Source organism: Bacillus sp. Brlt_9 (assembly GCF_051948935.1).
In the GTDB taxonomy this organism is placed as follows: Bacteria; Bacillota; Bacilli; order Bacillales; family Bacillaceae_G; genus Bacillus_A.
The window spans coordinates 273134-286789 of sequence record NZ_JAYJLO010000001.1; the positions used below are offsets into that span (position 1 = coordinate 273134).

A 13656-nucleotide genomic window follows, 5' to 3' on the forward strand; every position below is an offset into this window, starting at 1 on the left:
ATACATATGAAAAACGCCTTTACATTACTATTTGAAACAATTGAAGAACGAAAGAGAAATCCACTTCCTGAATCATATACAAATTACTTGTTTTCAAAAGGAGAAGATAAAATTTTAAAGAAAATTGGTGAGGAATGTACGGAAGTAATTATCGCATCTAAAAATAATGATAAAGAAGAGTTAGTGAGAGAAATGGTTGATGTACTGTATCACTGCTTCGTTTTATTAGCCGAAAAAAATATATCGTTAGAAGATATTATGGAGGAAGTAACAGAAAGAAATGGAAAGCTTTCGAGAGTAGGGGACAGAAGAGAAATAGATACATTATAAGGGGGAATATGTATGAAAGTGGATTATCACATTCATTTAGAAGAAGGGCCGTATTCAATAGGATGGCTAGCTAAAATAAATGAAGCACTGCAACATTATGAACCGCTTAAAGAAGAAAAACATTCTATGAAATGGCTTGTGAAAACACAAGAACGCCTGCAAAGACGTGTGAAAGAAGGGCCATTTACAGCGAAATGGATTGATTTATATTTAGAAGAAGCTTTACGAAAAGGTATAAAAGAAGTTGGGATTGTCGATCATTTATACCGTTTTTATGAAGCGAAAGAATACTATGAAAGATATGTCGATATTAGTGATTCTAGGCTTGGTCGCTTACAGAAGGAATGGTTAGACCAAGTAAGGGTAGCGTCACTACATGATTTTACAAAGGCAATTGAAGAGGCAAAAGAACGGTGGAGTAAAAGAGGTGTTACGCTTAAACTTGGAATTGAAGCGGATTATTTTATTGGTGGTGAACAACAATTACAATCTTTACTCGCATTAGGAGATTTTGATTATGTAATTGGTTCTGTTCATTTTTTAAATGGATGGGGATTTGATAATCCAGATACGAAAGAATATTTTAAGGAACATGACTTATATGCTTTATATGATACGTTTTTCAAAACGGTGGAGTGTGCAGTTCGTTCTGAGTTATTTGATATAATAGCTCATCTTGATAACATAAAAGTATTTAATTACCGACTAGATGAGAATGAACAACTTTCTTATTATAAGGAAATTGCGCGTGCGTTAGTAGAAACTGATACGGCAACGGAAATAAATGCGGGATTGTACTATCGATACCCTGTGCGCGAGATGTGCCCGAGTCCACTATATTTACAAGTATTAGCTAAGCACGGGGTCCCGATTACACTCTCCTCAGATGCTCATTATCCGAATCATTTGGGGAAATATGTGAAAGAGAATATAAAGACGTTACGCAATCATGATATTTCGCATGTAGCTACATTTACGAAACGAGTAAGAACGATGCGATTGTTAGAAGAAGAAGTTACAATTTTAAAATGATCATGATTTTTTGATGAAAACCCACCTTTTTGTTCAAAATAAGAAAGAATAAAAAAGGAGGGTAAAGAAATGGCGAAACAACAAAATAAACAAAATGTACAAGGTGCACAGCAACAAGCGTATACTTCTGAAACGAATGCTACTTCTCAATCCGTTATCGAGGAACAAATTAGTGATACAGTTGCAGAAGGAACGATCGATGTGAAGCTTGGAAAAGAATCACAAGAGAAAGCATAAGAAGAGAGGAGACTTGCATCTCCTCTTTTTTTCATGGAAAAGTGTCGATTTTCAAAACTATAATCAAATTCCTTGGTTTTTATAGGTGGATTTCTTACAATGAAAGATAAGAGCTATCTTATTTTCTGTAGAAGAGGTGTTAGTAGTGGCAAAAATATTAGTAGCAGGGAAAATTCCAGCAATCGGATTAGAACTATTAAAGGATCATGATGTAGAAATGTACGATAAAGAGGCGTTAATTTCTTTAGATGAATTAACAGAGCGTGTAAAAGATAAAGATGCATTGTTAAGCTTACTTTCTACAAAGGTGACAAAAGAAGTGATTGATGCGGCACCTAGTTTAAAAATCGTTGCAAACTATGGTGCTGGTTACGATAATATTGATTACACGTATGCTGGGGAAAAAGGGATTTCGGTAACGAATACACCGAAAGTATCAACGGAAGCGACAGCAGAATTAACATTTGCACTTCTTTTAGCAGCTGCACGTAGAATTCCTGAAGGGGATACGTTATGTCGTACAACTGGATTTAATGGATGGGCACCGTTATTTTTCTTAGGCCGCGAAGTACACGGTAAAACAATTGGAATTATTGGTCTTGGAGAAATCGGAAAGGCAGTTGCAAAGCGCGCGAAAGCATTTGGAATGAATATTTTATATACAGGACCAAATCGAAAGCCCGAAGCTGAAAGTGAATTGGAAGCAACATATGTAACATTGGAAGAATTATTACAAACAGCAGATTTTATTACAATTAACTGTGCGTATAATCCGAAATTACATCATATGATTGATGAAGAACAGTTCAAAATGATGAAGAAAACAGCGTATATTATAAATGCTTCACGTGGACCAATTATGCATGAATTTGCACTTGCTCATGCATTAAAAACGAATGAAATTGAAGGGGCGGCTCTTGACGTGTTTGAATTTGAACCGAAAATTACGGAAGAGCTAAAAGAATTAAAGAATGTAGTACTAGCTCCTCACGTAGGAAATGCAACATTTGAAACGCGTGATGCGATGGCTGAAATGGCTGTAAGAAATATTTTATCCGTATTAAACGGTGAAGAGCCTGTAACACCTGTAAATCAAAAAGTGTTAGTTACAAAATAAAAAGAAACCTTCCGGAACCGGAAGGTTTTTTATTTGTCTTTATTTGCTCTTTTAGATGGTCTTTGTCTAAGAAATTGAGATAGCATATACAAAATGTATAGTGGAATAGCAATGAATAAGAAAACAGAAAAATTACCGAACCCTGTTTGGTACATTGTGATAATGATTCCAACTAAAAATAGTGTAATAATGATGCTATATCGTGGAATTGGTACATCTTTTAAACTTGGGATACGAATGCGGCTCACCATTAAAAATGCGAACGTTACAAATACTGTAATAAGAACGATTTTGGGAATGGTATGTGAAAATAATGTTAAGAAAGCAACAAGCCCTCCCGCTGCTGTAATCGGTACCCCAGTGAAATATTTCATTGAAGTAGAAGATGGTGTTACATTAAATCGTGCTAAACGATATGCTCCGAAAAGAGGGAATAGTCCCGCTATGTATAGTCCGATGATTCCATAATTGGAGAAAGATGTGTAATACATAAGAACAGCAGGTGCGGCACCAAATGTCACGACATCTGCAAGTGAGTCAAGCTCTTTTCCCATTTGTGAATCAACGCGTAATAAACGAGCAACACGCCCATCAAGACTATCTAACATCATCCCGATAAGTACTAAAATAGCAGCTGATTTATAATATCCTAAAGATGCATAGCCGATTGACAAGAATCCACTATATAAATTTCCGAGCGTAAATAAGTTTGGAATAGCTGCTCTATACAAAATCTGATCCCTTGCTTTCTGTAATAAATTCTTAATTAGTGTATGAAAGTTTACTTATTTTATCATACCATAAATTTCTTCCTCATACGAAAAAAATTCCCAATTTGTGAAAGATTTCATAGAAGAATGATTTGAAAAATAAGTGAAAAAAGAAGCAACTTTTATAAAGTTGCTTCGTGTATTATTCAAATTTCGTTGTCATCGTTCCAGTTTTATACCGATTGTTAGGATCGAAACGTAATAAATCTCCATAAATGAGTTTGTCGGAGAGTTTTAATTCATTTTTTGCTTTTTCAATATTCGGTTGACATAATGAAATGTCTGCTTCTTCACCTGTATTTCGTTTATAACACATGTTTTTTGTATACACATAATCTTCCGAAACGAAGCTACCATCACGCATTACCATAAGTGGGTCTTCTTCTTTAATAAATAAGTCAGTTCCAAATTCAACCGATTGATTTGTTTTAATACCAAGTAAATGAAGTAGCGTTGGTTTAATATCAATTTGACCAGATACTTTAGAAATGACTTTTCCTTCTTGACCAGGCACGTGAATAATGAGAGGGACGCGTTGTAATTGCATAGAATCAAACGGTGTAATAGCGTCTTTCCCAAGGAACTGAGCCATAGCTGCGTTATGGTTTTCAGAAATACCGTAATGATCTCCGTAAATGACAATAACGGAATTATCATATAGTCCTTCTTCTTTTAATTGTTTAATAAATCGTTTAAGAGCTTCATCCGTGTAACGAACAGTTGGGAAGTAACGGTTTACAACACCACTTTCTGAATTAAACTCATCAACATATTGGTCTTCTGGATTTAGAAGGAATGGAAAATGGTTTGTTAAAGTAATGAATTTTGTATAGAACGGCTGTGGTAAAGATTTTAGCTTTGGAATCGATTGTTCAAAGAACTCTTTATCTTTTAATCCCCAACCGACAGACATTTGTTCTGTGCCTACGTAATCATTTAAATTAAAGTAACGATCATATCCAAGTGCAGGATACATTACATCACGATTCCAAAAAGCTTTATCATTTGAATGGAAGACAGCAGAAGAATATCCGTATTTTTTTAATTGTTCTGGTGTAGCTGTATATTCATTTGTTGCGTGAGTAAAGAATACTGAACCGCGGTCTAACGGATAAAGTGAATTTTCAACGATAAATTCAGCATCAGAAGTTTTACCTTGTCCTGTTTGATGATAGAAGTTATCGAAATAAAAACTATCTTTAATAAATTCGTTTAAAAATGGAGTGATTTCTTTTCCATTTATTTTTTTATTAATAACAAAACTTTGTGTAGATTCCATGGAAATCAAAATGACATTTTTACCTTTTGCAGCCCCAAATAAGTTTTTATCAACTTGCTTATCTTTTGAGTCTGTATAGTTTTTAATTTCAGAGAACCCGTCACCACTTGCAAATACACGTTCAGCTGAAGATTTTGATTGAAGTGTAATATCGAATAGATGATATGTGTATAAACCTAAATTTTTCACGACGGTTTGACGGTCAAATGAGCGTGAGAACATTTGTGGTTTATAAATAACGGAAACAACAATTTGCAATGCTAATAGAGCTGTTACACCGCTAAAGAAAGTTCGCTTCTCAGAGCGAGAAAGCGGCGTCTTGTCGCAAAATGCCGGGAATTTACGCGAAAGAAACATTAAAATAATCGCATCTGCAAATAACAGTAATGTTTTGTACGTAAAGAGTTCTTTTATACTCGTCCCTAAATCAGCCATATTATTTGTTTGAAATAACACTGGGAACGTAACGAAATCGTTATAAAACCCATAAAACATTGCATTTCCAAATAAAATGAATGATAGTACAAAACTAATTCCAACTATAATGCGGTTTCGGTGTTTAGATGCAAATAAAGCAAAACCGAAAAATAAAAGTAACGCAGCTAGTGGATTAATAAAAAGCATAAATTCTTCAAAGAAATTATCAATTTTAATATCAAATGCTAGCTTGTACACAATATATGTTTTTATCCATAATAAAACGACTGCAACGAGTGCAAATCGCAGTTTTGGAAACAGACGTTGTAGCATAATATACTCCTCTCCTAAAAAGCATGACCGTTCTTGTGAGCCGGTTTGATTAGCGCCTCATTTTATATATACGAACAGTCCTTTATTATTATGTTTATTATACTATGAGTATCATTATACGAAAATAAAAGAGAGTTGTGGGCTTTTTTATAATAATTGAGTAGAAAAAGGGCAGTAGGAGACAATATAACGGAGTTTCTATGTATGATTATTATCGTGCGCAGAAAGAATCGTGTAACAATACGGAGGTTATAATGCGAAAATTATTATATTTTATAGTATGCAGTAGTGTTATACTTTTTGCTTCACCGAGTGTGTCGGTAGCTCAATATGATGCACCTCTTATGGAAGATGCCCTTTATTCTGTTTTATTTCCGAAAATAAATAAAGCAATTGAAAAACAATATGGGAGCTTAAAACCTTATCAATGTCCGAAAATCATCAGTTTAAAAAAAGTGTATAGCGGTACATATTTATTTCAAGCGAGTATTGAAGTGACGAAGTATGAACAGGTTGGTGGGAAAATTGTTCCACCATTTGAGAAGGTAACGATTACATTTAATAACGAAGAGGGCGAATGGGAAGTAACAAAGATAATAGTAAAGCGCTTACCAAATGATACAAAATTAAACTGTAAAAAAACAATATAAAAAATTGTTTGACAAATAAAATGGTCCTTTGGTATTGTTAATAGCAACAATTAGATGTTTGAAAATTAAATAGACTTACCTCATCTACTCTCAAAGGTAGAGGCCGCGATAGGAAAGAGTAAGCTATGGGAGATTTAATGGAATCTGTGATCATAGGTTGAAAGGGACTATTGCCGAAATATAAGAATAACCATCTTATTCATATATTGGGACTGCATTGAATAAATGTAGTACTGTCATAAGATTTATTTTATGGAGAGCTATTTGGAGATGTTGATGCGGTTTCTTATTTTGAGGAGATAACAACTCGTTTATTTTTTCAATATATATTTTTCCTAATAAGAAACGCGTGTGAACATTGTTCCGCGCGTTTTTTGTCTATCTAAAAGCGTGCTGCAATGAATAGAAGATTGGGGTTATGAGTTTTAGAGGAAATAAGGGAGGAATTCAAATGTATTTACACGGCACAAGCCGAATCAATGGGCAAGGACACTTAGAAATTGGAGGGTGCGATACGACGCAGCTAGCAAAACAATACGGAACACCACTTTATGTATACGATGAAGAGTCTATTCGAGGAAAGTGCCGCGCGTTTCATCGTGCTTTTAAAGAAAGTGGTTTCTCTTACCAAGTAGCATATGCAAGCAAGGCGTTCTTGTGCATGGAGATGTGCCGAGTGGCTCGTGAAGAGAATATGTCATTAGATATTGTTTCTGGAGGGGAATTATATACTGCGCTTCAAGCAGGATTTCCGGCATCGCGTATTCATTTTCACGGCAATAATAAAACAGATGAAGAAATTGTGATGGCTCTTCAGGCGAATATTGGTTGTTTTGTCGTAGATAATTTCTTAGAATTAGAGATTTTGCATGATTTAGCAGTGCAACATGGGAAATTTGTGAACATATTAATTCGTGTAACGCCTGGAGTAGAGGCGCACACACATGAATATATTACAACAGGTCAAGATGATTCGAAATTTGGATTTGGTGTGTCAAATGGTCAAGCGATGCAGGCAATTGAGCTTGCTTTACAAAAATCAAATTATAACGTGCTAGGAATTCATTCACATATCGGATCACAAATATTTGAAACGGCCGGTTTTGTGCGAGCGATTGAAGTTCTTCATCAATTTTTAGAAGAAGTGAGAGAGCGAACAAATTATGTAGTAAAAGTGCTAAATGTGGGCGGAGGATTCGGAATACGCTACACAGAATCAGATACGCCATTAACTCTTGAGACATATGTGCGAGCGGTAACAAGTGCAGTGAGAGAACAATTTACAGTATGTAATTATCCCTTGCCAGAAATATGGGTTGAACCAGGCCGTAGCATTGTAGGTGATGCTGGAACGACACTTTATACAGTCGGATCTGTGAAGGACATTCCTGGTATTCGGAAATATGTATCAGTGGATGGTGGGATGACTGATAATTTAAGACCTGCTTTATATAACGCTCGTTATGAAGCGATGTTAGCGAATCGAGGGAACGATGAGAACGAGGAAGTTGTTTCGATTGCAGGGAAATGTTGTGAGAGTGGAGATATGTTAATTTGGGATATCACTTTACCGAAAGTTGCTACTGCCGATTTATTAGCAATTTCTTGTACAGGGGCATACGGGTACTCGATGGCGAATAATTATAACAGGATTCGTAGACCAGCTGTTGTCTTCGCGAAAGGTGGCACATCACAAATTGTTGTAGAGCGCGAAACATATGAAAATATTATTGGGAACGATCGCATACGTATTAAAGAATTAGTTTAAATGAGGAAAAAGGAGTTGTTCAGATGGGCAATTCCTTTTTTGTAAAATAAAATAATTAAAATATATCGGAAAACTAGGATTGAAAAAAATCTGAATTGTGATAAAATACAAATACAAAGCTTATCAAGAGAAGCGGAGGGAACTGGCCCGACGAAGCTCGGCAACCTGCTTATAGAAAGCAAGGTGCTAAATCCAGCAAAATGGAATCCATTTTGAAAGATAAGGTAAAATATATTACCGAACAGTCTTTTCGAAATGGGAAAGATTTTTTTTATGAATAAAAAGGGGGGCTGTTCGCGTGAGCGTACGGGAACATTTTGAGGAAGTATCTGAGAAGATTCAAGCGATGCTTGCTGATATGAAATATGGTTCAATTACAATTGTTGTGCAAGATGGGAAAGTCATTCAATTAGAGAAAAGTGAAAAAGTACGTTTAAAGTAAAAAGCGCTGACTAGAAAAACTAGAGGCGGTTTTAACCTATATCATTAGGTTAAAACCGTCTTTTTGCTTTTACAGGGGGAAAGAACATGTTGACGTATGAAACGTGGGAAGAAAATAACATTTCATTTTCAGAAGAAGATGAAACGAAAGGCGCGCTATCTGTATTAAGTTGGGCTTATAAAGAATATAAAAGTGAAATTGTATACGCATGTAGCTTCGGAGTGGAAGGGATGGTACTGCTGCACCTTATAAACCAAGTAAATCCATCTGCTAAAGTTGTATTTTTAGATACAAATGTTCATTTTCAAGAAACGTATGAATTAATCCAAAAAGTGCGGGAACGATTTCCTTCATTAAATATTATAGAACAACAGCCGGAACTTACACTTGATGAACAAGCGAAGTTGCATGGTGAGAAATTATGGGAAAGTAATCCGAATCTCTGTTGTAAAATTAGAAAAATTTTACCGTTAGAAAAATCATTAGCACCGGAAAAAGCGTGGATATCGGGCTTAAGGAGGGAACAATCAGAAACACGTAAGCATACAAAGTTTATAAATCAAGATCATCGCTTTCAATCTATTAAAGTTTGTCCGCTCATTCATTGGACGTGGAAAGAGGTATGGCGATATGTATACAAGCATAGCTTGCCGTATAACCCATTACATGATATTGGATATCCAAGTATTGGGTGTGAGAAGTGTACGTTACCTGTAGGTGAGGATGGCGATTCGAGAGATGGTAGATGGGCCGGGAAAGTGAAAACTGAATGTGGTCTACATTATCAATAAGATGAATCTTGAAATAAAACTAAGAGGGGATATAGAAAATGAGTACAGTAAACGAATTAGTAAATCTTATAGATGAGACATATGACGTATCACAAATTGAAAAAGAAATTGGGCTAGACAACATTGCGTTAAGTGATTTAGAACTATTAGCGACAGGGGGATATAGCCCGCTTACTGGTTTTTTGGGAAAGAAAGATTATGATTCAGTTGTAGAAACGCTTCGTTTAGATAATGGGAGCGTTTGGAGTATACCAATTACATTACCAGTAACAGAAGAAGTAGCAAAGAGCCTGAAAGTTGGAGAGGAAGTAAAGCTTGTTAACGCTGGAAATGTATATGGCGTCATTCAAATAGAAGATATTTTTGTGCCTGACAAGGAAAAAGAAGCGTTACTAGTGTATAAAACGACGGATGAGGCTCATCCTGGAGTGAAAAAATTATACGAACGACCGAATGTTTACGTTGGAGGAGCTATTATTCTTACGAAACGCTTTGAAAATAATCCGTTTCCTTCTTATCATTTAGATCCAATTGAAACGAGAGAAGAATTTAAAAAACGTGGTTGGAAAACAGTAGTCGGATTTCAAACGAGGAACCCGGTACATCGTGCCCATGAATATATTCAAAAATCTGCTCTTGAAATTGTAGACGGCCTCTTTTTGAATCCGCTTGTTGGGGAAACGAAGTCGGACGATATTCCTGCTGATGTAAGGATGGAAAGTTATGAAGTATTACTTCAAAATTATTATCCGAAAGATCGTGTCTTTTTAAGTGTATTTCCGGCAGCAATGCGTTACGCAGGACCGAGGGAAGCGATATTTCATGCGCTAGTTAGAAAGAATTTTGGATGTACACACTTTATAGTAGGGCGCGATCATGCAGGGGTAGGAGATTATTACGGTACGTATGAAGCGCAAGAAATTTTTACAAACTTTACAGTGGAAGAGTTGGGGATTACACCGCTATTTTTCGAACATAGTTTTTACTGCGCGAAATGTGAAGCGATGGCTTCGACGAAAACATGCCCGCACGGAAAAGAAGATCATGTCATTTTATCAGGTACGAAAGTAAGAGAATTATTAAGAAATGGTGAGGTTCCGCCAAGTACATTTAGTCGTAAAGAAGTAGTGGAAGTGCTAATTAAAGGTTTGAAAAAAGAAGTAGTAACAGAATAGGGAGAGAATGAGATGGACACAAATATTACTTGGCATACAGCATCTGTTTCAAAAGATGAGAGAAGAATAAAAAATAGGCATCATAGTTTCGTAGTTTGGTTTACTGGATTATCAGCTTCAGGTAAATCTACAGTGGCGAACGCGGTGGCTCGTAAACTATTTGAAAAGAATATTGGAAACTATGTACTAGATGGAGATAATATACGCCACGGTTTAAATAAAGACTTAGGTTTTTCTGAAAGTGATCGTATGGAGAATATAAGAAGGATTGGCGAAGTGGCGAAGCTATTTGTAGATCAAGGTACTGTTGTTCTTACGGCGTTTATTTCACCGTTTCGAGTAGACAGAAAACAAGTTAGAGATTTATTAGCTGCAGATGAGTTTATAGAAGTGTTTGTAAAGTGTCCAATTGAAGAGTGCGAAAAGCGTGATCCGAAAGGGCTTTATAAAAAAGCAAGAAAAGGTGATATTAAAGAGTTTACAGGTATCGATTCACCGTATGAGGAACCGGAGCAAGCGGAATTAATTGTAGAAACACACAAGTATTCTATTGAAGAATGTGCAGAACAAATTGTGAAGTACTTACAAGAGCGTAGTTTTATATAGGGGGATTAAAAAATGAGTTATGAAAAAGTATGGTCTAACAATGAAAAATTAAATCAAACTGAGAAAAATAAATTAAAAAAAGATGGATTGGAAATCTTTAATGATATTCCTTACTATGCAGAGAATGGCTTCGAATCTATTCCGAAAGAAGAGTGGGACGCATTCAAATGGGCAGGGTTGTATTTACAAAGACCGAAAGAAGCTGGATATTTTATGATGCGTGTAAATATTCCTTCAGGGATTATTACGAATGCACAGGCAGAAGTGCTTGCTTCTATCGCTGAGGATTATGGGCGTGACGTAATAGATATTACGACAAGACAGGCGATTCAGTTTCATTGGTTAGAAATTCATCAAATTCCAGATATTTTTAAAAGGTTAGCAAGAGTTGGGTTATCTTCAGCTGGAGCGTGTGGTGATATAACGCGTAATATTACAGGAAATCCGCTTGCTGGCATTGATGCAAATGAACTGTTTGATACAACTGGTATTGTGAAAGAGGTATATGACTATTTCCAACATAATGAAGAGTTTTCTAACTTACCACGTAAATTTAAAATGTCTATTAGTTCTAACATTTATAATTCAGCAAACGCAGAGATTAACTGTGTTGCATTTACACCTGCAACGAAAGAAATAGATGGTGAGAAAAAAGTTGGTTTTCATATAAAAGTAGGCGGTGGATTATCAGCTCGTCCATATTTAGCTGATGAATTAGATGTATTCGTTTTACCGGAAGAAGTGAAGGCGGTATCGATTGCGATTGCTACGATATTCCGTGATTTTGGATATCGCGAAAAACGTCATTTAGCTCGTTTGAAATTTCTTGTTGCAGACTGGGGAGCAGAGAAATTTAAAGAGAAACTAATAGAGTATACAGGACCATTGCAAAGTAAAGGAGAAAGTGCTGTCAAAGGATGGAATGCTGGATACTTTTATGGGGTTCAAGATCAAAAACAAGATGGACTAAAATATGTAGGTTTTAATGTGCCTGTCGGACGTCTACATGCAGAAGAAATGTTTGAGATTGCAAAAATTGCTAAGCGGTATGGAAATGGACAGATTCGTACATGTAATTCGCAAAACTTTATTATTCCGAATGTTCCGCCAGAAAATGTGACGGGTTTACTAAATGAGCCATTGTTTGAAGCAATATCAGCAAGTCCGAAATCATTTATTGGTCATGCGGTTTCTTGTACTGGTATTGAATATTGCAACCTTGCTTTAGTAGAAACGAAAGAAAGATTGCGGAAAATTGCCGAATACTTAGATACACAAATTGCGCTCGATGTTCCGGTTCGTATTCATATGGTAGGGTGCCCGAATTCATGTGGTCAACGTCAAATTGCTGATATTGGATTACAAGGAGTGAAAATGAAAACGAAGGAGAAAGGAATTGTTGAAGCATTTGAAATATATGTAGGTGGAACGTTATTAGATGGTGGTGCTTATAATCAAAAGTTAAAAGGGAAAATAGATGGCGAGGATCTACCTGATGTACTTGCTTCATTTATAAGTTATTTCAAAGAGAATAAATTACCAGCTGAAACGTTTTATGATTTTGTCGGTCGTATCGGTGTAGATACATTGCAAATAGCGTTAAATAACGTACTAGAAGAATTAATAGCGTCTTAGGAGGGACAATATGGATTTATATCGATTTGAAGCTGTGTTAATAAATAGTATTGTTCCGATTGTTGTCGTTGCTCAAAGTGAAGAACAGGCATTTAAGCTCGCGGAGATGGAGCTTGAAAAGCATTTTTTACCGTTGCCAGAAGTAAAGGAGATTTCCCTATTTGAAAAAAAGAAGATTCGAAAAGGGGCGGCTTTTGTTATTCATGAGTAAGGAAAAAGTAATACGAAATAATGAAAACTTCCATTCGTATATAAGGATGGAAGTTTCATTTTAATAGTAGAAATGAGGAGAGATGATGGGGAAGGTTTATATCGTTGGTGCAGGTCCTGGTGATCCAGATTTAATTACTGTGAAAGGGTTGAAATGTATTAAGGAGGCAGATGTTATTTTGTACGACCGTCTCGTAAATAAAGAGTTACTTTCCTATGCAAAGCCTGAAGCGGATTTAATTTATTGCGGAAAACTACCAAATTATCACATGATGAAGCAAGAGACAATTAACACGTTTCTTATTAAATATGCGAAGAAAGGAAAAGTTGTAACGAGGCTTAAGGGCGGCGATCCATTTGTATTTGGTAGAGGGGGAGAAGAAGCTGAAGCGTTAGCGAAGCAAGGGGTACCATTTGAAATTGTTCCTGGTATTTCAGCTGGAATAGCTGCTCCGGCTTATGCTGGTATTCCGGTGACACATCGTGATGCAAGTGCAAGTTTTGCTATTGTGACAGGGCATAGGAAAGAAGATGCTGAAGAAGAAGTGAAGTGGGAACATTTAGCGAAAGGTGTAGAGACTTTAGCTGTATATATGGGGGTTAGTAATTTACCCTACATATGTGAACAACTGATGAAGCATGGAAAAGATAAAAGTACACCTGCTGCTATTATTGAGCGAGGAACGACATCTATGCAGCGCACAGTTGTTGGGACGTTAGGGACAATTGTAGATGTTGCCAAAAAAGAACAAATTCAAAATCCGAGCATGATTGTAATTGGAGAAGTGGTCCGTTTTAGAGAAAAAATCCATTGGTTTGAGAAACAGACAGAGAGTACGTATCAAGTAAGTGGAGTGTTATAAA

The 13656-nt window shown here is 36.1% G+C and carries 15 protein-coding genes and 2 riboswitches; of the genes, 13 read left to right on the forward strand and 2 right to left on the reverse strand.

Going from position 1 to position 13656, the window contains the following annotated elements; genetic code table 11:
- Positions 1 to 6: 6 nt before the first annotated feature.
- From hisI to VF726_RS01510, 4 genes are all read left to right on the forward strand, one after another.
- Positions 7 to 330: a phosphoribosyl-ATP pyrophosphatase gene (gene hisI, locus VF726_RS01495; RefSeq protein WP_400154693.1), complete on the forward strand. Its 324-nt coding sequence runs from the start codon at positions 7 to 9 to the stop codon at positions 328 to 330.
- A 12-nt stretch (positions 331 to 342) separates the two neighbouring features.
- Positions 343 to 1362, forward strand: a complete 1020-nt coding sequence (locus VF726_RS01500; RefSeq protein ID WP_400154694.1) for a histidinol phosphate phosphatase domain-containing protein — start codon at positions 343 to 345, stop codon at positions 1360 to 1362.
- A gap of 69 nt (positions 1363 to 1431) precedes the next feature.
- Positions 1432 to 1599: a YozQ family protein gene (locus VF726_RS01505; RefSeq protein WP_001118881.1), complete on the forward strand. Its 168-nt coding sequence runs from the start codon at positions 1432 to 1434 to the stop codon at positions 1597 to 1599.
- Between the two features lie 145 nt (positions 1600 to 1744).
- On the forward strand, positions 1745 to 2716 hold the full coding sequence (locus VF726_RS01510) for a 2-hydroxyacid dehydrogenase family protein (RefSeq protein ID WP_440165340.1): 972 nt from the start codon (positions 1745 to 1747) through the stop codon (positions 2714 to 2716).
- Positions 2717 to 2745: 29 nt separating this feature from the next.
- Here the strand turns inward: VF726_RS01510 and pssA are convergent, their stop codons facing one another.
- The gene (pssA, locus tag VF726_RS01515) at positions 2746 to 3447 is read right to left on the reverse strand and encodes a CDP-diacylglycerol--serine O-phosphatidyltransferase (RefSeq protein ID WP_000285421.1); all 702 of its coding nucleotides are present in this window, start codon (positions 3445 to 3447) and stop codon (positions 2746 to 2748) included.
- A gap of 181 nt (positions 3448 to 3628) precedes the next feature.
- Positions 3629 to 5515, reverse strand: coding sequence for an LTA synthase family protein (locus tag VF726_RS01520; protein ID WP_440165343.1), 1887 nt, complete (start codon positions 5513 to 5515; stop codon positions 3629 to 3631).
- A 254-nt stretch (positions 5516 to 5769) separates the two neighbouring features.
- Between VF726_RS01520 and VF726_RS01525 the strand changes: the two genes are divergently transcribed.
- The 9 genes from VF726_RS01525 to cobA all read left to right on the forward strand — a co-directional run bounded on the left by VF726_RS01525 (position 5770) and on the right by cobA (position 13655).
- Positions 5770 to 6165 carry a DUF3888 domain-containing protein gene (locus VF726_RS01525; protein WP_166705391.1) on the forward strand — a complete coding sequence of 132 codons (396 nt, stop codon included), beginning with the start codon at positions 5770 to 5772 and terminating at the stop codon, positions 6163 to 6165.
- 89 nt (positions 6166 to 6254) lie between these two features.
- Positions 6255 to 6436: riboswitch (Lysine riboswitch) on the forward strand.
- A 180-nt stretch (positions 6437 to 6616) separates the two neighbouring features.
- Positions 6617 to 7933 carry a diaminopimelate decarboxylase gene (lysA, locus tag VF726_RS01530; protein ID WP_440165345.1) on the forward strand — a complete coding sequence of 439 codons (1317 nt, stop codon included), beginning with the start codon at positions 6617 to 6619 and terminating at the stop codon, positions 7931 to 7933.
- A gap of 117 nt (positions 7934 to 8050) precedes the next feature.
- Positions 8051 to 8159, forward strand: a riboswitch (SAM riboswitch).
- A gap of 72 nt (positions 8160 to 8231) precedes the next feature.
- Positions 8232 to 8375 carry a YezD family protein gene (locus tag VF726_RS01535; protein ID WP_000116163.1) on the forward strand — a complete coding sequence of 48 codons (144 nt, stop codon included), beginning with the start codon at positions 8232 to 8234 and terminating at the stop codon, positions 8373 to 8375.
- Between the two features lie 86 nt (positions 8376 to 8461).
- On the forward strand, positions 8462 to 9166 hold the full coding sequence (locus tag VF726_RS01540) for a phosphoadenylyl-sulfate reductase (RefSeq protein ID WP_440165348.1): 705 nt from the start codon (positions 8462 to 8464) through the stop codon (positions 9164 to 9166).
- A gap of 38 nt (positions 9167 to 9204) precedes the next feature.
- Positions 9205 to 10341 (forward strand): sulfate adenylyltransferase, encoded by a 1137-nt coding sequence (gene sat / locus VF726_RS01545; protein WP_440165350.1) that lies wholly within the window; start codon positions 9205 to 9207, stop codon positions 10339 to 10341.
- A gap of 12 nt (positions 10342 to 10353) precedes the next feature.
- A complete protein-coding gene (gene cysC, locus VF726_RS01550; RefSeq protein WP_048526898.1) occupies positions 10354 to 10947 on the forward strand; it encodes an adenylyl-sulfate kinase in 594 nt (197 codons plus the stop codon).
- Positions 10948 to 10959: 12 nt separating this feature from the next.
- Positions 10960 to 12582 (forward strand): nitrite/sulfite reductase, encoded by a 1623-nt coding sequence (locus VF726_RS01555; RefSeq protein WP_440165352.1) that lies wholly within the window; start codon positions 10960 to 10962, stop codon positions 12580 to 12582.
- Positions 12583 to 12592: 10 nt separating this feature from the next.
- Positions 12593 to 12793 (forward strand): DUF3906 family protein, encoded by a 201-nt coding sequence (locus VF726_RS01560; protein WP_071757530.1) that lies wholly within the window; start codon positions 12593 to 12595, stop codon positions 12791 to 12793.
- Between the two features lie 85 nt (positions 12794 to 12878).
- On the forward strand, positions 12879 to 13655 hold the full coding sequence (gene cobA, locus VF726_RS01565) for a uroporphyrinogen-III C-methyltransferase (protein WP_440165355.1): 777 nt from the start codon (positions 12879 to 12881) through the stop codon (positions 13653 to 13655).
- Position 13656: the final 1 nt, after the last annotated feature.